Origin of the sequence: Holdemania sp. 1001095H_141210_F2 (genome assembly GCF_015558105.1) — a bacterium.
Lineage (GTDB): Bacteria > Bacillota_I > Bacilli_A > Erysipelotrichales > Erysipelotrichaceae > Holdemania.
This window is the reverse complement of the sequence record NZ_JADNPO010000001.1, coordinates 52398-73473: the sequence shown is the minus strand read 5'-3', so window position 1 is coordinate 73473 and position 21076 is coordinate 52398. Positions and strand designations below refer to the sequence as shown.

The window sequence follows — 21076 nt, the reverse complement described above, 5'->3', positions numbered from 1 at the left end:
AGGTTTTCGTCTTGGCCGTATGGTTCATCGGAATAGTTTAAAAGGAGAAAATACACATGGCATTTATTTTACTGGGCCTCGGTCTGGCGTTGGTGATCGCTTCCAAGATCTTCTATAACAAGCGCTGCGTCGCCGGTCAGGGCATCCCCTATAATCAAAAGGAAAAGCTGACGCTTTACTGTGGTTACCTCCTGTTGGGAATCGCATTTCTTCTGGCGGTATTCAATTTAGCTTAACCTTCCGTGTCTCTTCAGGACGTTCCCGCACCGCTTGGGAAACGTCTTTTTTTGTCTGAATTAGACAAACCGGCTCCGCTGTATTTGCGGTTTAGCCGCAATTCTGATATACTGGCTATCAGTTTAGGAGGATGATTATGGCATCAGATCCCGGCGGTAACGCCATCGCCATGCAGCTGTTGCTGCTGGTACTTCTTACGTTAGTCAACGCGTTCTTCGCAGGCGCGGAAATGGCTATCGTTTCCGTGAATAAAAACAAAATTAAAATGCTGGCCGAGAAAGGAAACAAAAAAGCCCGGTTGATCGAAGGACTGTTTGACGACTCGACGAAGTTTCTGTCTACTATTCAGGTAGCGATCACCTTTGCAGGCTTCTTCTCCAGCGCCTCCGCCGCCACCGGCATTTCGCAGGTGCTGGGCGGATGGATGGCACAGTATGGCATCCCGTACAGTTCGACGATCGCGGTGGTGCTGGTCACGATTATTCTTTCCTACTGCACGCTGGTCTTCGGTGAACTGGTGCCCAAGCGCATCGCACTGCAGAAAGCGGAGCAGTTCAGTTTGATGTGCGTCCAGCCGATCTTGGTGATCTCGCGCGTACTCTCGCCGTTTATCAAGCTGCTTTCCCTGTCGACCAACGGTTTCCTGCGGCTGATCGGCATGAAAACGGAAAATCTGGAGGAAGAAGTCAGCGAGGAAGAAATCCGTTCGCTGGTCCACAGCGGCCGGGCCAGCGGCGTCTTTGACGACACGCAGACGGAAATGATCGATTCGGTTTTCACCTTTGACGATAAAACCGCACGCGACGTCATGGTTCCGCGTCAGGAAGTCGTGATGCTCGACATGGACGAGCCCGTTCGTCCGCAGTTGAAAGCCCTGCTGAGCACGCGTCTGAGCCGGTTTCCGGTGTACCGCGAAAACAGCGACAACATCATCGGCATTTTGAATATAAAAGATTTAATGATCGCGATCAGCGAAGGCGACACCGATCAGTTAAAACTGGAATCGCTGCTGCAAAAGCCTTATTTTGTCCCTGACAGCAAGCCGACAGCCGAACTGTTCCGGGAAATGCAGAAGACGCAGTACCGGATGGCGATCCTGATTGATGAATTCGGAGGATTCAGCGGAATTACGACGACGGAAGATCTCGTCGAGGAAATCGTCGGCGATCTGCATGACGAATATGAACAGGAAGAACCAGAGCTGATTCAGTTCAATGCCAACGAATATCAGATCGACGGATTGATGAATCTGGACGAACTGAACAAAGCACTGGGCTTCAAGCTGGAAACCGAATATTACGATACAATCTCCGGTTATCTGATCGAGCAGCTCGGGCAAATTCCGCAGCCCGATGAACATCCGCAAATCCAGATCGGCAATCTGCGCTTCACCGTACAGTCGATGGAAGGCAAGCGGATCGGCAAGATTCATCTGACACTGTTGTCCGATTCAAAGACGGAAGAAACCGCCGCTGAATCAGAAAAAGAAGTTCGCTGAACAACGGCGGACTTTTTTATTCCGCTCATTGCATAAAACCAATCCGCATTCAATTTCCAGAAAGTCAGACATTTCGAAAAAAAACAGGTCAAAACTCCCTGTTCTCTGTGCTATGATGAATACAATCGGAATTCAGATTGAAAACCGTAAAGAAAGAGGGTTAGCCAATGATTCTGTCCGACAAAACATTGCAGGCCATGCTGAGCGCCGAAACATTGAAAATTACACCGCTGGATCCCAACCAGATTCAACCCGCCAGCGTGGATATCCGTTTGGGAAATACTTTCAGCGTCGTTGAGGATTCCCCTTCCGGGATGATCAACATGGAAAACGAAATCCGTTATAAAACGATCACCTGCGACACCTACATCCTGCTTCCAAATCAATTTGTGCTGGCGACGACGCTGGAGTTTTTCGATCTGCCTGACGATCTCACCGCCTTTGTCGAAGGCCGCAGCTCGTTAGGCAGAATGGGCCTGTTCATTCAGAATGCCGGTTGGGTTGATCCGGGCTTCAAGGGTGAAATCACGTTAGAGCTGTATAACGCGAACCGCTGCGCGATTGAATTAAAGGCCGGCAGACGGATCGGTCAGCTCGTGTTCGCGAAAATGGATGCGCCTGCACTGAATCCGTATAACGGAAAATACCAGGGGCAGAAAGGCGCAACCGGATCGCGCGTGTTCCTGGATCATGAAAATCGTTTTTAAATAAAGCAGAGCTCGGGAAAAACGGGAATCTAGCCTGGAGGAGTTATCCGGCAATTCGATTCCCGTTTTTATTTGTCTTCTTGTTTTTTTGTTTATGGAAGGAAGAGGCAGCGGCTTCTGATCGAGAAATCTCCGCATTGCTTTTTTCCCGCAAATGCGAATGATCCGAAGAACGGGAACAGAAGGCTTATGCCTGCGCCGTATTCAGCTTTACCACGATCTTCGCCAGCGTATTGTCTTCCCCGACATTGCCGGGAAAGATCACAACGGGCAGCTCGGGAAACCGGCTGGCACGATCACAGCGAATCACGCCGATTCCCGGTTCAATCTGGCCTGATGCCCATTCCCGCCGGACCCGAAGCCCCCGCGTCAGACAATCACTGGACGTGATCCCGCCTTTGGTGATCATAAACCGCGGCCACACGTTCAGCTGCTCAACAACCCGGATGAACTGATCGTTGATCGCCTGCGTCAGCCGCAGCTGATCCTCCGCGCTCCCCTGCGGCAGATCCACGCGTTCCCGCCGCGTCTGCAAAACTACCGTGATTCCCTCCGCCAGTTTTTGGTTTACAAGTCTGGCGCAGCGCTCGCTTTCTTCCATCAGCGAGCCCTGCAGGATCTGATGTTGATCAAAGACGATCGTTTCCAGGCATAAATTCTGGCGCAGCACTTCCAGCTGACGCGACGTTTTCTGGACATGCGAGCCTGCGACGATCAATCCGCCGTTGTGATTCTGCGGCTGCACGCAAACCCGCGGATCCAGCAGCGGTTTGTCATCCTGCTGTGCAAAGAGTTTACAGAAAGACGCCGCGGTCCGAAACAGGAATACCTTCTCTTTCAGCACCGTCTTTAATGGTCGGATCAACGCGCGCAGATCGTCATCCGTTTCCGCGTTGACAATGATCTTCTGAAAGCCGTGCGCCTGCCGCAGAATTCGCATAATTGCCGCTTCATCATGATTTCGCAGTATTTCCAGGGAAATTGACAGGCAGGAAGAAGCCGGATAGCGTCCCTGGGTCTTTTCTTCCACATACACTTTGAGATCGCTGGCATGAAATCCAAACGTCTTATCCTGGGCAAATTCACTTTCCCCGACGGGCAGCCATTGTCCTCCCTGTTTCAGATAATGGATATCGTTCCGCGTGATTCGCATCCCCTGCAGATATGGACACAGAATTTCTCCCTCCACCTCAATTCCATGCTCGCTGAGTCCTGCGCGAACCGTTTCGGATTCCAGCGGATAATGCCCCCGCAGGGTTGAATCCGAGCGCAGTACCAGCCAAAAAGGAATGTTGCTTCGACGGGACGCCGTGATCAGATTCTGCGTCAATTCCCGCAGCAGGCAGCGCGCGGCTTCCGGCTTGAGCGCACGGGTGTTGGTCAGGATATAGACCATCGCCTCACTCTGCTGCAGGAGGTTTTCACAGGCTTCTTCCTCCCACGATGTATATACCGCGACGTCATGAACCATCTGAATCCCGGTCGGATCGTCGTCGAGCACGACGATCTTAGGTGCTTTGTCAACGAAAGAACTCATGCCTGCTGCGCCAGCATCTGCTTGACGCGTTCCACCGCTTTACGCGGGCTGGTCAGCACCGGCTTGGAAATTCCCTCCAGATAGGGAAGCATCACCGTCATGCTCCCCTGAGCCAAAACGATCACATCGCACTCCTGCTCGGCCTTTTTAATTTCTTTCAGCACGAGTTCATTATGTTTTTCCTGATTCTTCTCCTTCATCAAAATATCCAGTGCCCCGGCAACCAGATACTCCTTCATTTCCACGGCTTTGCCTGCTTGCCGTGCTTTTGTACGAATCAGATTGCAGCTTGGTTTCATCGTTGAACCCACCGTAGCGATCACGCCGATTTTCGTTCCCAGCTGCACCGCTTCCTCGGCCATCGGTTCGTCGATCTTAAGCAGCGGGCAGGTTACAGTCTGCTTCACAATATCCGCGCTTTCACCCACGGATGAGCATTGGTTCAGAATCAAGTCCACGCCCATCGACTGCGCCGCCTGACCATACAGGCACATCCTTGAGACGATGCCCGGCGTGATTCCATTATTGCGCTTGACCTCCTCCAGTAAACTGTCGTCAATGATGTTGATCATCTCCACCTCCGGCAACAACTCCGCAAACAAGGCTTTCAGCTCGTTAAGCGAGACCGGACTGGTATGAATAACCGCGACTTTCTGCATAATAATCTCCTCCTTTATGCTTTGTCTTCATTTTACAGGAAAGCTGAATTTTCAGAGTAAAACAAACGGTCAGAATAATCATTGCTTTTTTCACTTGTTTTGGTTTTTTATGTTTCTTGCATGGCGAGCAATGGATTACTGAAAACCAGGCGCAAAAAATCCGGCAGATGAAAGACAACCTGTTTTTCATTTTCTCCATTCCCGCGGCAATCCAGTTCAAGCATAAAATTATCTTCATTTTCCAGGGTTGAATTGTGTCTGTTTGAGCCGATTATGGAAAAACGAAAAGACGATTCTATCGGAACGGGCATCCGCAATGTGCCGCTTTCCATGTGTAAGTTGGCGCTGAAGATCAATATCCGCCTAAAGGAAATGATAAAAAGATTGTTCGCATAGCTAAAAGAACGCGAACAGTTCTCTTAAGGGTCTCTTGCGGAAATCAACTTTTCTTTGTCTGTGGTCTTTTTAACCCGTCTGGCGAAATCAGGTTTTGTTTCTGTTTTCAGTAAAGTTCAATCCAAAGAAAGGACAAATGGATTCAGTCACGGTTGTCTCAGCGAACAACGCTTTTCTTCTTGCAGCTTCGCCGAAAAGTCACTTTCTTACGAAATTCTTCATAAGTTTTTCCGATTGTTTTTAAATAAATCTGATATACTGTATTTACAAACGCAAATATGCTGCACAGGAGGTTTACCTTATGAATGATCATGAAGAATATGATCCGATACTTATGTTTTTTATCACCTTCTTTTTTGGAGTCTTTGGCGTTCACCACTTTATTCGCCGCCAATATGGCTTGGGAGTTTTATACTTCTTTACATTTGGGGTCATGGGAATCGGCTGGCTGATTGATACGATCCGCGCCTTCATTACAATGTTCAAAACAAACAGCGAACCGCAAAATGACGGAAGACATTGCCGTCAGTGCGGACGACGCCTGGAGCCGAACCGCGAGTCTACCTTTTGTTCGCATTGCGAGGAACAAATGGAACAGGATTATTTACAAATCTCCAAACACTTCACCCGCGTCATCGACGAAGTGGAAAAAGGCCAGCCGCATTTAGAGGATTACCTGCGCCGTTTTGATATTCTGAATAAAGACGTTGAACAGATGTGGGATCTGGCGCAGGATATCGACGTTGAACCTCCGTTTCATCAGAGCGATCTGCGGCAGGCGATGGACCGCAAATTCGCTGAAGCGGTCAGTACGCGGATCTCCATGGCCTTGGAAAAATCCCAGATCACAATGGATACTGTCAAATTGAAACAGGAGCTGATGACGCTGACCGAGGAATTGATCGACTGCAAATACCATTTTCCGAAATATGCCGGACTGATCAATCCCATGATTGAAAAGACGAAGGAAACGTTGAACAAAATCTGAAACGCAAGTAAGAAAGACGGCTGCTGAGTCGTCTTTTTCTTATGAATTTTGCTAAAACCTTTGACATCCCGATATGGATCCGCTATAATATAAAAGCACTTGGAGAATTGGCCGAGTGGTTTAAGGCACCATCTTGGAAAGGTGGCGAAGTGGCAACGCTTCCGTGAGTTCGAATCTCATGTTCTCCGCCATGTGTAAATAAAGGCTTAACCAAGCCTTTTTTCTTTATTTTCTTAAGTTTTTTTCAACAACTCTTAAGAATCAGTACCGCCCTTTTGTGTTATGCTAGGGATAGTTTCAAAAAGGAGGGATTCCCTTTGGATTTCATGATTATGGAATGGATCACACAGGTGTTCCAATCTCCGGCCATGACGGCGGTCATGCGCTTTATTACCGGTTGGGGAAATTTAGGCGCGTTGTGGATTTGCTTTGCATTTTATTTTTACTTTATTAAGAAGGATCGTCAGACTGCCGCCTTTCTGCTTCTGGCCATCGTGCTGACCTGGTCGTTAAACGATTTAGTAATTAAACAGCTGGTCGACCGGCCGCGGCCGTTTATGACGCATGCCGAACTGCCGGCTCTGATTGCGATGCCGACGTCCAGTTCGTTTCCATCAGGTCATACCGCGACTTCCTTTGCGGCGATGATGATTCTATTCGCTTATGGCGGCCCTTATAAATGGATGGGATTAGGCGGAGCTGTTTTAATCGCTTTCTCACGGATTTACCTGCACGTACATTACCCCTCGGACGTTCTGGCAGGCTGTCTTGTCGGTCTGTGTATTGGCGCCTGGCTTGTCCGATTGATGAAGCAACGCAGCGTTAAGCTCACACCGGCCGACGGGGAAAAGTGTTAATTTCTACTTGATTTCACTCTGGGGATCAGATATAATAAATAAGCACATGAATTCCCCAGGTGGCGAAATTGGTAGACGCAAACGACTCAAAATCGTTCGGTAGTGATACCATGCCGGTTCGAGTCCGGCCCCGGGGACCATGAAAAAGACAATCAGACGAAAGTCTGATTTTTTTGTATTTGAATCTTAGCGGTGATAACTGACGATTTTTGAGCTTATCCAGCACCTGCCTCGGCAGAAAAGGAAATATCAGATGCAGGAAATAGTCAACTTCATAAATAGAAAGTCCAACAGGATGATTTTAACGTCAGAATCACTATTTTTTCATGAATCACATTTCAGATCAGCGTCCTCTAATCTTATCAATTTAACGTTCTTAATATGACTAATGTTATCCCTGTTTTCTTAACTTTTTATGAACTTGGATCCCTTCCCGTCTTATTCTTGTTATACTTTAGTTAAATAATGTATTCTGCTTAATTTCAGGAGGTGTTTCAATGAAGAATTCCGGTACTGTTCTCCTCTGTGCTTTTCTGCTTGCTGCTTGCGCCGTCGACAGGAATAACGCCGCCCCTCAGGTTCAGCTTGACGAATCTTCCGCTTCTGCTGATCTGCAGGCTTGTTCCTATACCGACGCCTATGCCCAACTGGATCCGGATTCGATTCAAATTCAGAATCTGCTTTTGGAATTTGTCCCTGACGCGCTGGATCAGGATACGCTTATTCAGGCCAGCACCGATGTCGTTTTAGCGACAGTTTGTTCCATTGAGGGAGGAAGCACCGTTCATGAGATCAAACATAAGATTGTTCTGCCTTATACTTATGGCACTCTGACAATTCTCAAAAGCCTGAAAGGTGATCTTTCTGCCGGTCAAACGATCCATTTCACACGTTCTGGCGGTATCATCGCTTACGAAGAATATCTTCAAACCTTAGAGCCCAGTCAAAGGAACGCTGTGGCATCAGCCACTGAAAAACCTGCTTATATCAAGCAAAAAGTTTCCGAAGATATCGACATTGAAGTTGGAAAGTCCTATTTAGTTTATCTGTCTGACGATTCATATCAAGTAAAACCCGATGCTTATGCGATCCTTGGCTATCAAGGCGGTCTGCGGGAAGTCTGGGCCGTCAGGGATCTGCAGATTACGCCCGAAACTCCGTTTTCCGAAATTGAAGTTTATCAGTTTATTGACAACAGTTGGGAACCTTTAACACTTATTTTTACCGATTCCTCTCAATGATGAAAGGAAATAGAGGCGATGAACAAACTTAAAAAATCAGATTTTGAATTTGTGCTCTGCCTGGTTATTATCTTTCCTTCCGGCTGACCTTGATTCTTTGCGCTATGACATTGGAAAAAATCATCCCTGATGTCTTTTTGCTGAATGTATTCGTTTTTCTTCTTCTGATCATCCTGCCGCTGGTTCTTACAAGCCTTATACTGCGATGCTTGGGCCGCTGTTTTCCACGCTTATTTTAACCCTGACTTTCCCCCTTTTGGATGCCGTTGACGATTTTACTTACGAAAATCCCTTAAAAATGGTAGAATAAAGGTATAGATTCACCTTTTGGAAGGGGGAATGAGCTTCATGTTTAAAGAAAAGGATTATGTACGTTATGGTGCGCGAGGAATATTCCAGGTTGATCAGATTGTCAAAAAAGAACTGAAACCGCGCCGTCCTGAAACGTGTTACGTGCTCAATTCCGTTTATGGCATCCATACGCAGATCGTAACGCCAGCCTCCAATTCACAACTGCGCCCGGTCATGAATCGGGAAGAGATTGAACAGATGATCAACGAAATGCCGCAGCTGGAATCCGCCTGGATTGATGATAAGCGCAAACGCGAGGAAACCTACCAGGCAATTCTGGCAGAAGGCGACGGCCGCAAGCTCGCGCAGATGATCATCTCGATTTACACTCAGAAACAGGACAAGCTGAAGGATCGTAAATCGCTGTCCCGCGCGGATGCTGAAATGCTCGCCCGGGCAGAAGACCTGCTTCATGAGGAAATTTCATTATCGTTCAAAATAAAAAAAGAAGAGGTTGCCGATTACCTCCTCAGCCGATTTAAAGACAAATAAGTCTGATCGTTACGGAAGAACAGCATTTGATGCCGGCCTTTCCGTTTTTTTATGCTTTTTCAGCTCTGCCGGATTGATTATTTCTTCTTCCTCCTCAAATACATAATCGTTGAGTTCCGGAAAATCCAGAAATTCAGTCAGCGTCATATTAAAGCCCAGAGCGATGCGATGCAGCGTGCTGACACGCGGATCCTTGGTGTTGCCGCGGATAATATTATCCAGCGTCGATTGCCGCAGAGAAGACATTTTTGCCAGGCGGTGAACGGTTATGCCTCCTCGCTGACGACACAGATCTTTAATTCGGTGGATAAGCATTTCAGAATATTCCATAGCCGACTCCTTTCATGATTTGATCCCCGTCTTCCCCATTTCTGAAAGACTTGATTCTTATCATAACAAGCAAAAGGCAGGTTTATACCCGAATTCGGTTAACCATCCCTTTTCTGCATCAAAAACAATCGTCTGCTCTGAAAATATTTTCAACAAAGTCAATGTTCGCAGGGAACTGACGCCGCGCATTCGAAAAGGCAAATTCTGTCAGAAATCTGCTTCTTTTCTTCCCATCCTGTATGCTTCCTTCTCTTACTCAGCTTGCTGAGTTCAAGGTCTGGGCAAAACTTTCTTTATTCAAATGTGGCGGGTTATGTTCCCTTCGTTTATCTCATGGCTTGCCCCGCTGTCCCACACGAAGCAATATCATGGATTGTGCAGCCTCCCTGCCGGCCGTATTTTCCTGTCCCGCTCTCACTTGCAAAAGCACAATTCGCCGGATTATCCCCTCTTCTTTCACTGCATTCCAGATCTGACGCTTTGGCTGATCCTTCCTTCTCCCTTTAACCATCAAGCATTTTCTGTATTATCACTTTCTCTGCAATAAGTATAGAACACCTTAGTTTTAACTGACCAAAATGCCAACATGATTTTCCTGAAACGAAAAGGATTGACCTGTCTTCTTTCGAATCATGCCAATTCTATTCTTATTGGATGATCTTTCTTATAACTTTCTCTAAGTTCAGGTATTGGCTATTTTCAAGTTTTTTTTATCGGTGCTCTCTGCCTGTGCCGATCAATCTTCCCACCGATAAAAAAGTCAGCATATCCTCTTTGCAATATGCTAACTTCGATTTAACCTTGCGGCAGCTGAAGCAAATCCAGATACGAAGTCCCGTTTTCCGGGGCATCCACGCCAAAGAAATCACAGCACGTCGCACCGTTGTCGGACATCGTGCGCCGTGTTCCGATTTTCACGCCTTTCAGACCTTTCCGATAAATCAACAACGGAACACACTCGCGGGTATGCCGGCTGCTGCCGATATCCGGATCATTGCCATGATCCGCCTGAACGATTAATATATCGTCTTCCGTCAGTTCCGGCAGGATTTCCGCCAGACCCGCGTCAGCTTGTTCCAGAATCCGCCTGTATTCCGCGCTGTCCTGTGAATGCCCTGCCAGATCAGTTTCCTGAACATTGGTGCAGATAAACCCGGTATCCATGCGGCGCACGGCGTCCAACGTCAGCCTCATGCACTCCGGCGTCGGCACGCAGGAAAGACTGGTACCCAGATCGTTGGCGACAATATCCGCGACCTTGCCGATCAATACGCACGGAATTCTAGCTTTGGTCAGGATTGTTGGAACCTGGACATTCTTGTTGACGCCATACCCCAGATGACGGCATTGATAACCTTGTTCGTAGGATTTGGATTTTGCCGAAGCGATTCCGATAAACCTGCCCTGCCTGATTTCCTCAGCGTTATATAAATCCTGCATCGTATTGCCGCTGCCGCCGAATACGATCACCCGGCCGACCGTCACGACCTCGCGGACCCGCTCCGCGATTTCCACTTCTTTTTCAAAAGAAATCAAATCCAGCGGCGCGGTCACGTTGTAGCACATACCCAGATCTGCTTCCAGATTATCGGCGATCGTGACGAACTTGTCGCAGACCACATACCGCAGTCCCTGTCGTTCGATGATTTCAACTTGATGGCCGCAGTTTTTCAAGTGCGCTGCGACGACGTCGACTTTCTGCTGGAATGGATGGACTTCCGGCTGCTTTGGCAGAGTCCCCATAATTTCCTGATGCCCCATGAACGTATCCGCTCCGAAATGCATCAATTCGCTTTTGCCGAAATTGGCCTGAGGATTGAATTTCATCTGCGCACTTTCGCTGCCATACGCGTTCATCAACCCCAGCTTTTCCAGCGTCGGCAGCTTCAGATCCGGGTGATCGCGCAGGATGCTGCGCAGCGTGTTTGCCTTCTCATCGCCCGGACGCACCGTAGCGGCATCCTCCATCGCGCCGATCCCGAAACCGTCCAGCACGACGATGATAAATCGCTTACTCATCCGCTTCACCCCCGCATTCAGGCTTCATTCGCTTCCTGAATGCTTTCTGCCAGAATCCTTAATACCGTATCCGCACCGGAGCGGTTGGGATTGATGCGGATCATATATTCACCATAACGAGGGTCTGATTTTAAGAACGTTCCGGACACGCGGTAGAACATCGGCGCCAGTTCATATTTGGATTCCGCGCCGACCGGATTAGGCAGAGCGCCGCGTTTTTCAGCCGCCGTCAGCACCTTTTTCGCGATCGGCTCAGCAAATTCGACTAACAGCACCTTCGACTGAGCGTTGGCGATGCAGGCCTGCTTAATCCCTTTGACTTCCCCGGCCTGAATGCGTTTGAGCGCTTCTTTTGCTGCGGCATCCGTCAGCGCCAGCATCACCGGCGCGTAGGTCAGACCACGCAGAACCTCCAGCGCTTCCCAGCCCTGCGTCTGGCATCCGCCGGAATAGTGCATCTTCCGGATCCGGTCGATGATCACCTTGCGTCCTACGACACAGCCGATCCCTTCCGGTCCCTGCAGCTTGAACGTCGAGAAGCAGGAGACGTCCGCTCCGCATTCGCATCCGATCTTTTCCACCTTCATGACGCCGTAGTTATCGTCAATCAACACTGGAATATCCGCCGTCTGCTTGATCGTGGCGATCACTTCCGCCAGATGATAGCTGTCGTCAATTTTCTGCCGGCTGTGCTGTACCAGCGCCCCGCGGATATCCGGATTTTCCTGCAGCGTTCTGACGATTGCCGACAAGTCGTTAAAGTTGGATGGCACCGGGACCAGACCAAACATTTCAAAACTGGTCTGGGTTGTCGAATAGGCCGGGGCTTCGTGAATCAGAATCTTCTGACCGCACTCCATCATCGCGCTCAAGCCGTAGCGAATCGCGCCGGTTCCGCTGCCGCGGACCAAGATGCAATCCTCAGCACCGAAGAACTCCGCAATCGCCTGTTCTGCTTTCCGCGTCGTCACCGGCTGATTGCCCGGCTGATGGACTCCCAGATCCCCGCGCGTTAAACTTTCAGTGCCGCGAAAGTGCCGCGTAATGCAGTCGACCAGCTTAAACTGCTTCTGCATCGCCTGTTCCAAAGTCATATTTTTTAATGGGTAAACGTTCATTGTTGTCCTCCTATATTTCGTAACCTTCGATAAAATAGTTGTTCAGATCCAAAAAATACCGTTCGATCAGTTCGTCATGAACTTCCTCAATCTGTTCGGCCAGATAAAGCAGCCGCGCGATTTTTTCACTTTGACTTTCGCACATCAGAAGCGTCGCCATGCCCAAGCCGGACTGCGGCAGCGACAGCGCCGTTGCACCGGCCAGATTGCACACGCGGACATAGCCCTTCCCCGCGGCCTGCTGAATCCTTTGCGTCCGCGCATCGAAATGACCGAACAGCGAATCGCCGAAACCGTCCAGATCAATCGGCCCTTCGGTGATCATAAAGACGTCGCAGCGTTTCAGAAGCGCTTGTAAATACGCTGTCAGTACGGCGCGCGGTGCGGCCGGATCCTCAATCGCAATGACCTGCGCGTCGATTCCCGGATATTCCCGATCCGCCAGAACCCTTCCAGCGCCGGAGGCCGGACGGATGCCGATGGCAGCCTGAATTGCCTTCATCAGGATCTTTTTATCGCGGGCCATAAAGCCGATCGAATTGGCTGATGTGATGTTGTCGGTGTTGGGTTTGAGCTGCTGCAGACGGTCGGCTTCGATCAGCCTGGAAATGAAGCTTAAAATATTGACGCTGATCGCCGGCGCCAAAACGCTGCCCCCGCCGTCGTTGCCGATGCCCAGATCATTGATGCCCGCGAATACGTTGATCGCGGTGCCGGAGGAGGAACCTGACATGAAACGGCCGCTGATCGGATTGATCAGCTCCGTGTCGACAGCCCGGCCGGCCAGCTGAGATTTCTTGTCGATTGTGTGCAGCGTGAAGCCCGCAGGTTCCAGTCTGTGCATCAGCGTATTCGGAATGGAACGCACGTTTTTGATTCCAACCAGAAGCTTTTCCGGATCGCCGTCCAATACCTTGACAATGGATCCATAGGGATTTAGCAATGCGGTTTTATGCTGCAGCGAATAGTTGTCTTTCATCCTGTTTTACTCCCAATTTACCTGAATTTTTCGGCCCTGACTGTCAAACAGCCCGCTGATCCGCGGACAGCCCCGGCTGAGTCCTTCGACGATCGCGACATGGCTGCGGGTTGTAAAAATCTGAGCCCGGAAGCACATCAGCGCGGTATCGGATACCGTGCAGTTGCGGTCGATTTCAAAATGATAGTCGATCGAATCGTCATCGGGCGCCTGAATGTTGAACATCCGCGCGTGCGCGAGATCTCGGCCGACCAGGACATGCGCCATGTGTCCGCGCCGGTAGTGTCCGCCGCCGAAGCAGTACGCCTTGTCCTTATAATTGTGCGAGATTTCCGAAACATAAAGATAGCCGATATTCTCCGGTTCGCGGCTGGCTTTGTGCAGCGGCGTCGTGCCGGTCAGCCCGTGGCCGGGTTCGCCGTTGTTGCCGCCTAACTGCCGGATTGTGGGAATGGAGGCGCAGCAGGTCGCGCTGGGGATGTTGATCAACAATTCATCCGACACTTTATCTTTCAGATAATCCACCGCCCGAAGCAGGCCGCTGACATTGCTTGTGGCTTCTATCTTCTGTGTTTTTTCACTGTAAAGCAACGCTGGAAACACGGTCACGCCGCCGATCCGCACGTGCCTGAGCGACTTGACTTTCGCCAGGATTTCCGGCAGCTGAGCGCTGGAAAAGCCGGCGATCTGACCGGAATACAGGCTGGCGTCGTCATCCGTAATCCGGATCATAAGCGGCTGTACCCGGTTGATTTCCGCGGCTGCCTGATCGATCTCCGCAATCTTTTCAAGACTGTACACCGTCATCACATCCGGACGCGCCGCAATGATTTTCCTCAGCGCAGCCTTGGGCGTCTGAACCAGGTGACCGACGTTGCCCAGATGAATTCCATTCTCAATCATCACCAGCGCTTCCTTGTAATCGACCGCGACGCAGCCGGCAAAGCCCAGCTCCATCAGCCGTTTTGCGACGATTGGATTCCGGCCCAGCTGTTTCAGCATGAAAAACAATTTCACATCATTTTGACGGGCGGTTTCCAGCATTCGCCTTCCATTTTCAGCGATCGTATCGAGATCCAACAGATAGGTGTCGGGGAGAATCAGACCCTGCTGATGCGCATGAAAAGCAAATTCGATCAGTTTTGAATTATTCTGCAGGCATTGATTCAAAAACATAGTCTACCTCCACTCGTTATCCAGGATCCGCGCCGGATTATCCGTCAGACAGCGTTGAATCTGCCGCTCTGAGGCGCCGGCCTGCTTCAGAAGCGGAACGACCCATTTCATCACGCTCAAATACCCGTCTCCGCCATGACTTGTGAAATATGTCCGCCGGGATATATCGTTGCTGAAAAGCAGATGATCGCCATAGCCGGCTTCCATGATCGCCAGCGCATTGCGGGCGCGGGTTTCATCCGGCATGTACGCTTTCTTGCCGCAGGTGTCAAACGCGAGATTCACGCCGTAATTCAACAGCTGGCAATGATACTTTGTGTCGTCGATCAAGTCCTGATGCCCGATGATGATCTTATCCGGATCGACCCCTTCCGCCAGCAGCGTTTCGATCGTTTCCACGGCGGTCGCGCGGCCGGTGTGCGTCGATACCGCCGCCCCGGTCAGCTGGGAAGCGATGCCGGCAGCCTTCAGAATCTTCTTTTCCTCCCCCTCGAAGCGTTCCGGGGACGAGGCAATCTCAGCGATGATCCCGGCCCGGATTCCGGTATCCTCGATGCCTTCGGTCAGCTCCCTGACATACACTTCCGCGATCTGCTGAGCCGAAGCTGTTTTCAGCCACTCCGGGTGATACTGCGTTAAATAAAAACCGGTGGACGCCACGATCGTCAATCCGGTGTCCAAACTGATCTGTTTCAATTTACGGACGTCGCGGCCTAAATCAATCGTGCTGACCTCCACTGCCGCCTGAACGCCCAGCGCCATCATCTTTTTGATTTCCGGCTCGACTTCCGCCGGCGTTTCAATCATGCTGATGCCGTCATGACGGACCCGATCCAGATCCACAATGAAGTGTTCGTGGCATATCGTAACGCCCAGCTTTTCTTTTTCAATATCGTTTAAAACCGTACGGATCATGAAATTTCCTCCTTAAAAAGAAAGAGGCATCCGAAGATGCCCCTAAATGAATACCCGCTATTCAGGTTTTCCTTCAGATTTATCAATCAGAGCCTGCACCAATGCCGGAACTACTTGTTCAGTATGAGTTTTAACATAGCCAAACGCCTTATGATTTCCTGAATAAATGAGATGACGAATTTGTTTTTCATTCGGACAATTGCCTTGTTTGGAAACGGTCAGACAGTTCCCATAGCCCAAAACCATGATCGCCGTCGCAAGCGAGCCGCCGCCTCCGGTCATACAGCTTCCCAAGTAAAAATCCACATCACCGCTTTTCACTTTCCGCGCCGCGATCATATCCGGATCCAGCGAAGCTTCAACAAGCCCCGGGAATTTCTTCTCAATAATCTGTTTCGTTTGTAACGCGGTTAATCCGCAGCATTCAATTTTTAACATAAGCAATTCTCCTCTTTCATTCCATTACAATAGGACTAGTCCAAGAAAGATCATGATGTTGTACAGAATACCGACTGCAACGGCCGCTAACGGGCCGACTGCCGACTTCGGAATCCGCTGTCCGGTGACGTCGTTGAGGACGAAGAAACCACCGACGATCATAAGACCGACTGCACCCCAGGTTGCGTTTGCCGCCAGGAAAGAACCGGCAACCAATGCCAGACCGATGCAGGAAACCATCGCGTCGCGGATATAATCGCCGCATTTGGACAGTTCCGGGAACTTCGATAGCCCCTTGCCCAATAAGCCTAACAGCTGAATTTCAACAAATTCCGCAACAAAGCCGAAGACAGGAGCCAGCCACCAGGTCGGAGCCAGACAGCCGACCAGCATCACCGTCGTCAGACCGACAGCCTGATAAACGCCGGTTGCCAGCGCCGTGGAAACGATCAATGGGATAAACGCGATAATAACGCCGATCATCGCCAGTTCAAACGTGCCCATGTTGCCCGCTAAGACAGCTGAGGACAGGACATACGGCTGATAAGCCTGAGCCAGAACATGAATCCCCAACGCGTTCAGCGCGCCCTGGATGCACAGATAAACCCAGTTGCTCTTAATCCGATTGGCATTCTTCGTAAACAGGTTTTCGGTTTCCGAATCATTTTCCACGCTTTCCGCATTCTTGCTTCCATTAATGGAATAGACAAGCAGGCAGATCATGCCGGCCAGCATCGCAAAGGTGTACGGATACAGGCTGACGGAGATCGAACCGAAATTGACAGCGCCGACCACTGTGCAGAAAATGTAGACGATCGCTTCGATAAGACCGGTTGTGATTCCCTTTTTAGCCCCGAACTGGCTTGCGATCGCAACCGCTGGGAACATACAGAACACCGGCAGCGCCGGGGAGCTGATCTGTGTCAAATCATTTAAGAAGTTATACGGCAGCGCTGTGAATGCAGAATTGATAAAGCTGGTGCCGAAGGCGCACAGCGCGCCATACGCACCGCCGATGATTAACGCGACCCACTTGTTCGGCGACCAGGCGCCCAGGCAGTCGGTAGCGATTAACGTCAGATGACAGGCGATCAGGCCTGTGCCCAGCCACTGGCTGAAACCGGCCAGAACCCAGCCGAAACCCATGCCGGTAACGACGACCGCAAACTCCGCCCGCGTCATCCGGCCTTCCATTAATTCCGGAAAAACCGGCCGCGCGCCGTCGTTGAAGTTGGAAATACATTTGTGCGAAAGCAGGCTTGCCCAGGCACAGATCGCAATCAGAACGATCGCGCGAAACGGCAGTGAAAATTCAAAATTAGTAATGATTCCTTCCATGTTTACCTCCTCTTACTAACATGATTCCCCTTCATTTAATCGCCGCAGCCTTCTGCCAACCGGGCGATTAAATTATTTATGTGAAGCAGCGCGTAATCCTGTTCGGTTTGATTGAAATGATTGCGCGTCGCCGCCATAACATCCTGAAGCATCTGCAGCGATTGCGGATAGCTGTCCAACCCTTCCAGCTCCGCCTTCACCTCCGGCGGCAGCGGTTCGATTTTCTCCCCCGTCGCATTGCGGCCAAAGGCCGCGCACAGATGCGCGATAAACGTATCGGCGTTTTCCTCCTGAAGCTGAATGTGATATTTCTGGTCAAACATCGCGATGATCGCCTGAATGTCGTCAACGTCGGCCGGCTGAATCATGCCGCCCTCCAGATACAGATTCAATCTTTCCGTAAAATCCATTCTCCTCATTTTCCTTTCTTTTTGTTTTTTACCGGCGCATTTTTCGCGGTTTCCACCGGCATGTACCGAAGTCCGAACAGCTTGTCCGTCAGCGCCAGACAGAGCTGATCGGAAAACTGCGTGATCACGATCGCAATCGAACAGGTGACGATCAACGCGACATAGCTGGTCAATGTCCCCAGCCGGCTGCAGCCGTACATCAGCAGACTGACGACGACCGCGACGAACAACATGCGGATGTATTTCAGTTTGCGCTGTGTCGCAGGATCCAGCACCATCACCGCGTGGCAATGCGTGCATTCCCATGACTTCCGCAGCTTCATCTCACTAACCTCATGGATCTTGCCACATCGGTAACATTTGATTTTTTTCATCTCATCCCACCCAATATACACTATTCCGTATTTACAAATTCAGTATAGCCCCAGCAAGTGAGAAAGTCAACAAGCAAAATACATTTTTATGTATTTTGAAGTTCGATTGATTTTTCTTACCTTTCCACTGCCGCCTTCGGCGTTTGACAACTCCTGTCGTTTTTCAATTCTTCTTGAATTTCTCACTTTTCCATTCTGATTCCCGAGATTTAAAGCAGGGCAAGACATAAAAAAAACCAGTTTCTTTCGTCCGCGTCAGAATCTGAGAGACGATCGAAACCGGCTTAATAGCTCGGTGTTATTTTTTCTTCCAGAACCAGGCGCTGGATGTTCAGCACCGTTTCCACGTCGACCAGTTCTTTGATCAACGTCGAAATTTCATTCTCTCGGGCAACGACCAGTACGGCCTCGGTGTTGTCTTTGTTGACCTGCTGGATTGATTTCGTATGGATTTTGACATGTTTATCGTTGGCTTCGTCGATATTCATGACCGTCGCGTCGATATCGCCGGAAATCACGCGCTCGATGATCCGCGAATATTCGATCTCAATAAATTCGACGTTTTTGCCCTGACAGACAAACTGCGTCAGCTCTTTCTGGTCAATCGAGGCAGAATCAATGCCGACCTTCATCCCGTCCTGAATTTCCCGAATATTCGGATTATGGAACATGATTACGTGATTGCTTAAATAAGAGCCTGCGCCGAAACCGACGACGATCTCAATTTTATCCGGATATTTTTCGATGAAATAATTGGCGGCGTATCGGGAAACGACCGCGAAGTCATAACGTTTCTGCAAAACCATGCTGATGCGGTTGACGGAGCCGCGCATGTAGGCAAGATTGATCGGCAGGTCGTAATTATTTTCCATCGACGCGATCAAACCGGAGGCCAGTCCCTCATAACGGCGGCTGTAAGGTAGCGGCATCGTGCCTAACAACATCCGCACGCCTGCAAATTTCAGCAGCACCCGCATGTTCTTTTTCACCAGATAGGAACCCAGATGGCCCTTGGATTCAATCCGCACCGCTTCATGATCCACCAGCGTCTTGATCGCGTTTTGAACCGTGCCGCGGGCCAGACATAACGAATCCACAAATTCGCTGACCGTCGGGATTCGTTCCCCCACTGAATATTTCAGCAGTTCCTTGGATACTTTAATCGTCGCAATCGCATTTTTCCCCATTAAATCTTCATAGTACATCATAGTTTATCTCCGTTTGCTGAACCCTTGCGCGCCAAAACCGGCCGGCGCTCTCTTTCCTGTTATTTTACCATCGAACCGGATAAATTCAAAGACAGGTTCACGCGGCCGATCAAAATTCCCGACTTTCCGCAGATTCCCTGAAAGCTTCAAAATCAGCGTCTTTGCGGATCGAAAAAGAAACGGTCCGTTAAGATTAAGAAGAGAGCGGGAAAATATTCTGATTGACTTCTCAGGGATAATCCGGCGTGCAGAGGCTGAGCGGCGCTGAAATTCATGGGCCGAGGTATTCGTCAATCTGGATCGACAACAGAAAATTCTGGCAATCCTTGGGATTCTCACTGGCAAATCCGCTGATCTGGCGGGCTTTCTGAATCCGGTAAGCCAGAGAGTTGCGGTGCAGATGCAGTGCGGCGGCCGTGTTTGTCGGACTGCACTGGGATTGCAGATAGGTTTTAAACGTCGCCAGAAAATCTGTCTGATGCGTCTGATCAAAGTCTTTTAAGCGCTGAATTCCAGGATGGACAAAATCGTGCAGCGCTAACGCGCTGTGACAGGACAGAGTGTGCAGCAGCGTCTTAAAATAAAGATCGCGGAAAGCAACCAGACCGCTCAGGGCGTCCGTCACCGTCAATCCCCCCTGAAGCATCGCTACGACGACCGGACAGCTGGCGAGGGTTTCGATCGGATCGCTGACGATCATCAACGTCTCGGATTGCAGCGCCAGCGTATTCAGCGCTTCCTGCCGGTCTTCGTTCCAATCCTGCGGATCGAGCAGAAAATACAGATCGTTCTGATATTGAAAACTTTCAATGACCTGCACGCGGCGGTTGATTTCCTCATTGTAGTATTTCAGCGTGCAGGTTTTGCTTTTTGGAATCTGGCTTAACAACAGGCAGAAGCTGCGGTTCAGCAAGTGCGGAAACGCCTGCAGCCGCGAGCGCAGAATTTCGGGATGGAAAAACCGGCCGTGCAGTATATCCTGAATCAGCAGTTCAAATTGCGTATCCGCCTTTTCCGCCGCATTGTTCGCTTTAAACAGCTCGATCTGTAAAAGCAGCGCGAGCTGATCGACAAGACGCACGTCGGTCTGTGTAAACGGACGGTTCAGCTGCAATACCTCAATGCCGCCTAACAGATGCGGCAAAGCGCCGATCGAGCAGCTGATCAACTTGAGCCGCTCTTTGTTGTAATCGACCAGCTGAGCGCAGCGGATATGGTGCTGGCTGAACCGCATGATCGCTGTTTCGACATGGCGCAGATATTCCGGATGTGGTTCCTTGTGAATCAGGAAATAATCGTAAACCGGATTGCCGCAGGGTTCATCGGGCCAGGAACAGATCAGGGAAAACATTTTATCCAGAACATGGATCGGATTCTGAATGTATTGACAGGCGGTTTTCACCAGCGCAGTAATGCCCTCGCCCGAACTCGCCGCCCGTCCCAGCGCGGACAGCGCCTGCGCGTACACGTCGGTGTCGGTCAGCAGCGCAGAGAGCGTCTGGTATAAATCCAGCGCGCTGCCGGTATGATAAACCGCGGCGTTAAAGGCTGGCGCGCTGGCTTCCATCAACAGAAAGAAGCATTGCGGATAGGCCGAAGGATCCAACGCAAACGGCTCAGCCTGGATATACAAGGTCGCGGGCGTCAGCACAGCCGGCAGCTCAAAGATCAGCTGACAGCAGGTGATCGGCATTTCGCCCAAATCCCGCGGAATGGATATGGCATAACCGCCTGCGACAGCGGCGATCAACGCCTGACTCTGCATCATTAATTCTCCCCTTTCAGCGGATGTCCCGCCTGATTTCCCC

The 21076-nt window shown here is 50.2% G+C and carries 21 protein-coding genes and 2 tRNA genes; 9 read left to right on the top strand and 14 right to left on the bottom strand.

Features of this window, described 5'->3' with window-relative positions; all coding sequences use genetic code 11:
• Positions 1–56 precede the first annotated feature (56 nt).
• The 3 genes from I2G61_RS00370 (at position 57) to dcd (ending at position 2442) form a co-directional block, all read left to right on the top strand.
• Positions 57–236 (top strand): hypothetical protein, encoded by a 180-nt coding sequence (locus tag I2G61_RS00370; RefSeq protein WP_072684976.1) that lies wholly within the window; start codon positions 57–59, stop codon positions 234–236.
• A gap of 137 nt (positions 237–373) precedes the next feature.
• The gene (locus I2G61_RS00365; protein WP_072684975.1) at positions 374–1735 is read left to right on the top strand and encodes a hemolysin family protein; all 1362 of its coding nucleotides are present in this window, start codon (positions 374–376) and stop codon (positions 1733–1735) included.
• 167 nt (positions 1736–1902) lie between these two features.
• Positions 1903–2442, top strand: coding sequence for a dCTP deaminase (dcd, locus tag I2G61_RS00360; RefSeq protein ID WP_072684974.1), 540 nt, complete (start codon positions 1903–1905; stop codon positions 2440–2442).
• Positions 2443–2629: 187 nt separating this feature from the next.
• Here dcd and I2G61_RS00355 read toward each other — a convergent pair whose 3' ends face one another.
• Entirely contained in the window at positions 2630–3979 is a 1350-nt protein-coding gene (locus tag I2G61_RS00355; RefSeq protein ID WP_072684973.1) for a four-carbon acid sugar kinase family protein, read from the bottom strand.
• Positions 3976–4638: an aspartate/glutamate racemase family protein gene (locus I2G61_RS00350; protein ID WP_195395423.1), complete on the bottom strand. Its 663-nt coding sequence runs from the start codon at positions 4636–4638 to the stop codon at positions 3976–3978. The genes I2G61_RS00355 and I2G61_RS00350 overlap by 4 nt, the downstream gene beginning before the upstream one ends.
• 697 nt (positions 4639–5335) lie before the next feature.
• On the opposite strand from I2G61_RS00350, the gene I2G61_RS00345 reads away from it, so the two are divergent.
• The 6 genes from I2G61_RS00345 to I2G61_RS00320 all read left to right on the top strand — a co-directional run bounded on the left by I2G61_RS00345 (position 5336) and on the right by I2G61_RS00320 (position 8963).
• Positions 5336–6022, top strand: a complete 687-nt coding sequence (locus tag I2G61_RS00345; protein ID WP_072684970.1) for a TM2 domain-containing protein — start codon at positions 5336–5338, stop codon at positions 6020–6022.
• Between the two features lie 101 nt (positions 6023–6123).
• Positions 6124–6213 (top strand) — tRNA-Ser (locus tag I2G61_RS00340).
• A 135-nt stretch (positions 6214–6348) separates the two neighbouring features.
• Positions 6349–6879 (top strand): phosphatase PAP2 family protein, encoded by a 531-nt coding sequence (locus I2G61_RS00335; RefSeq protein ID WP_072685064.1) that lies wholly within the window; start codon positions 6349–6351, stop codon positions 6877–6879.
• A gap of 53 nt (positions 6880–6932) precedes the next feature.
• Positions 6933–7019: transfer RNA gene (locus tag I2G61_RS00330), tRNA-Leu, on the top strand.
• 357 nt (positions 7020–7376) lie between these two features.
• On the top strand, positions 7377–8120 hold the full coding sequence (locus I2G61_RS00325; RefSeq protein ID WP_072684969.1) for a hypothetical protein: 744 nt from the start codon (positions 7377–7379) through the stop codon (positions 8118–8120).
• Positions 8121–8468: 348 nt separating this feature from the next.
• The gene (locus I2G61_RS00320; protein ID WP_072684968.1) at positions 8469–8963 is read left to right on the top strand and encodes a CarD family transcriptional regulator; all 495 of its coding nucleotides are present in this window, start codon (positions 8469–8471) and stop codon (positions 8961–8963) included.
• A gap of 9 nt (positions 8964–8972) precedes the next feature.
• Here the strand turns inward: I2G61_RS00320 and I2G61_RS00315 are convergent, their stop codons facing one another.
• The 12 genes from I2G61_RS00315 to I2G61_RS00260 form a co-directional block, all read right to left on the bottom strand.
• Complete coding sequence (locus I2G61_RS00315) at positions 8973–9293, bottom strand: helix-turn-helix domain-containing protein (RefSeq protein ID WP_072684967.1); 321 nt, start codon at positions 9291–9293, stop codon at positions 8973–8975.
• A 795-nt stretch (positions 9294–10088) separates the two neighbouring features.
• Entirely contained in the window at positions 10089–11312 is a 1224-nt protein-coding gene (locus tag I2G61_RS00310; RefSeq protein WP_195547732.1) for a phosphopentomutase, read from the bottom strand.
• Positions 11313–11329: 17 nt separating this feature from the next.
• The gene (locus I2G61_RS00305; protein WP_195547731.1) at positions 11330–12430 is read right to left on the bottom strand and encodes an aminotransferase class V-fold PLP-dependent enzyme; all 1101 of its coding nucleotides are present in this window, start codon (positions 12428–12430) and stop codon (positions 11330–11332) included.
• Between the two features lie 10 nt (positions 12431–12440).
• Positions 12441–13409 carry an amidase family protein gene (locus I2G61_RS00300; protein ID WP_195547730.1) on the bottom strand — a complete coding sequence of 323 codons (969 nt, stop codon included), beginning with the start codon at positions 13407–13409 and terminating at the stop codon, positions 12441–12443.
• 6 nt (positions 13410–13415) lie between these two features.
• Positions 13416–14585 carry an alanine racemase gene (locus I2G61_RS00295; RefSeq protein ID WP_072684962.1) on the bottom strand — a complete coding sequence of 390 codons (1170 nt, stop codon included), beginning with the start codon at positions 14583–14585 and terminating at the stop codon, positions 13416–13418.
• Positions 14586–14588: 3 nt separating this feature from the next.
• Positions 14589–15500: a phosphotriesterase gene (locus I2G61_RS00290; protein WP_195547729.1), complete on the bottom strand. Its 912-nt coding sequence runs from the start codon at positions 15498–15500 to the stop codon at positions 14589–14591.
• Positions 15501–15557: 57 nt separating this feature from the next.
• The gene (locus I2G61_RS00285) at positions 15558–15938 is read right to left on the bottom strand and encodes a DUF2620 family protein (protein WP_072684960.1); all 381 of its coding nucleotides are present in this window, start codon (positions 15936–15938) and stop codon (positions 15558–15560) included.
• Positions 15939–15962: 24 nt separating this feature from the next.
• Entirely contained in the window at positions 15963–17276 is a 1314-nt protein-coding gene (locus tag I2G61_RS00280; RefSeq protein ID WP_072684959.1) for a YhfT family protein, read from the bottom strand.
• 35 nt (positions 17277–17311) lie between these two features.
• The gene (locus I2G61_RS00275; RefSeq protein ID WP_072684958.1) at positions 17312–17686 is read right to left on the bottom strand and encodes a hypothetical protein; all 375 of its coding nucleotides are present in this window, start codon (positions 17684–17686) and stop codon (positions 17312–17314) included.
• A 5-nt stretch (positions 17687–17691) separates the two neighbouring features.
• On the bottom strand, positions 17692–18060 hold the full coding sequence (locus tag I2G61_RS00270) for a hypothetical protein (protein ID WP_195547728.1): 369 nt from the start codon (positions 18058–18060) through the stop codon (positions 17692–17694).
• A gap of 284 nt (positions 18061–18344) precedes the next feature.
• Complete coding sequence (gene yhfZ / locus I2G61_RS00265) at positions 18345–19268, bottom strand: GntR family transcriptional regulator YhfZ (RefSeq protein ID WP_195547727.1); 924 nt, start codon at positions 19266–19268, stop codon at positions 18345–18347.
• Between the two features lie 271 nt (positions 19269–19539).
• On the bottom strand, positions 19540–21036 hold the full coding sequence (locus I2G61_RS00260) for a CdaR family transcriptional regulator (protein WP_072684955.1): 1497 nt from the start codon (positions 21034–21036) through the stop codon (positions 19540–19542).
• Positions 21037–21076 lie beyond the last annotated feature (40 nt).

Coding starts and splice junctions, on each gene's coding strand:
- I2G61_RS00350 (WP_195395423.1), bottom strand. CDS start 4,638: ATGCAGAAAGTCGCGGTTATTCATACCAGTCCGGTCTCGCTTAACGAG.
- I2G61_RS00345 (WP_072684970.1), top strand. CDS start 5,336: ATGAATGATCATGAAGAATATGATCCGATACTTATGTTTTTTATCACC.
- I2G61_RS00295 (WP_072684962.1), bottom strand. CDS start 14,585: ATGTTTTTGAATCAATGCCTGCAGAATAATTCAAAACTGATCGAATTT.
- I2G61_RS00355 (WP_072684973.1), bottom strand. CDS start 3,979: ATGAGTTCTTTCGTTGACAAAGCACCTAAGATCGTCGTGCTCGACGAC.
- I2G61_RS00260 (WP_072684955.1), bottom strand. CDS start 21,036: ATGATGCAGAGTCAGGCGTTGATCGCCGCTGTCGCAGGCGGTTATGCC.
- dcd (WP_072684974.1), top strand. CDS start 1,903: ATGATTCTGTCCGACAAAACATTGCAGGCCATGCTGAGCGCCGAAACA.
- I2G61_RS00325 (WP_072684969.1), top strand. CDS start 7,377: ATGAAGAATTCCGGTACTGTTCTCCTCTGTGCTTTTCTGCTTGCTGCT.
- I2G61_RS00370 (WP_072684976.1), top strand. CDS start 57: ATGGCATTTATTTTACTGGGCCTCGGTCTGGCGTTGGTGATCGCTTCC.
- I2G61_RS00300 (WP_195547730.1), bottom strand. CDS start 13,409: ATGAAAGACAACTATTCGCTGCAGCATAAAACCGCATTGCTAAATCCC.
- I2G61_RS00320 (WP_072684968.1), top strand. CDS start 8,469: ATGTTTAAAGAAAAGGATTATGTACGTTATGGTGCGCGAGGAATATTC.
- I2G61_RS00280 (WP_072684959.1), bottom strand. CDS start 17,276: ATGGAAGGAATCATTACTAATTTTGAATTTTCACTGCCGTTTCGCGCG.
- I2G61_RS00365 (WP_072684975.1), top strand. CDS start 374: ATGGCATCAGATCCCGGCGGTAACGCCATCGCCATGCAGCTGTTGCTG.
- I2G61_RS00270 (WP_195547728.1), bottom strand. CDS start 18,060: ATGAAAAAAATCAAATGTTACCGATGTGGCAAGATCCATGAGGTTAGT.
- I2G61_RS00305 (WP_195547731.1), bottom strand. CDS start 12,430: ATGAACGTTTACCCATTAAAAAATATGACTTTGGAACAGGCGATGCAG.
- I2G61_RS00290 (WP_195547729.1), bottom strand. CDS start 15,500: ATGATCCGTACGGTTTTAAACGATATTGAAAAAGAAAAGCTGGGCGTT.
- I2G61_RS00315 (WP_072684967.1), bottom strand. CDS start 9,293: ATGGAATATTCTGAAATGCTTATCCACCGAATTAAAGATCTGTGTCGT.
- I2G61_RS00275 (WP_072684958.1), bottom strand. CDS start 17,686: ATGGATTTTACGGAAAGATTGAATCTGTATCTGGAGGGCGGCATGATT.
- I2G61_RS00310 (WP_195547732.1), bottom strand. CDS start 11,312: ATGAGTAAGCGATTTATCATCGTCGTGCTGGACGGTTTCGGGATCGGC.
- I2G61_RS00285 (WP_072684960.1), bottom strand. CDS start 15,938: ATGTTAAAAATTGAATGCTGCGGATTAACCGCGTTACAAACGAAACAG.
- I2G61_RS00335 (WP_072685064.1), top strand. CDS start 6,349: ATGATTATGGAATGGATCACACAGGTGTTCCAATCTCCGGCCATGACG.
- yhfZ (WP_195547727.1), bottom strand. CDS start 19,268: ATGATGTACTATGAAGATTTAATGGGGAAAAATGCGATTGCGACGATT.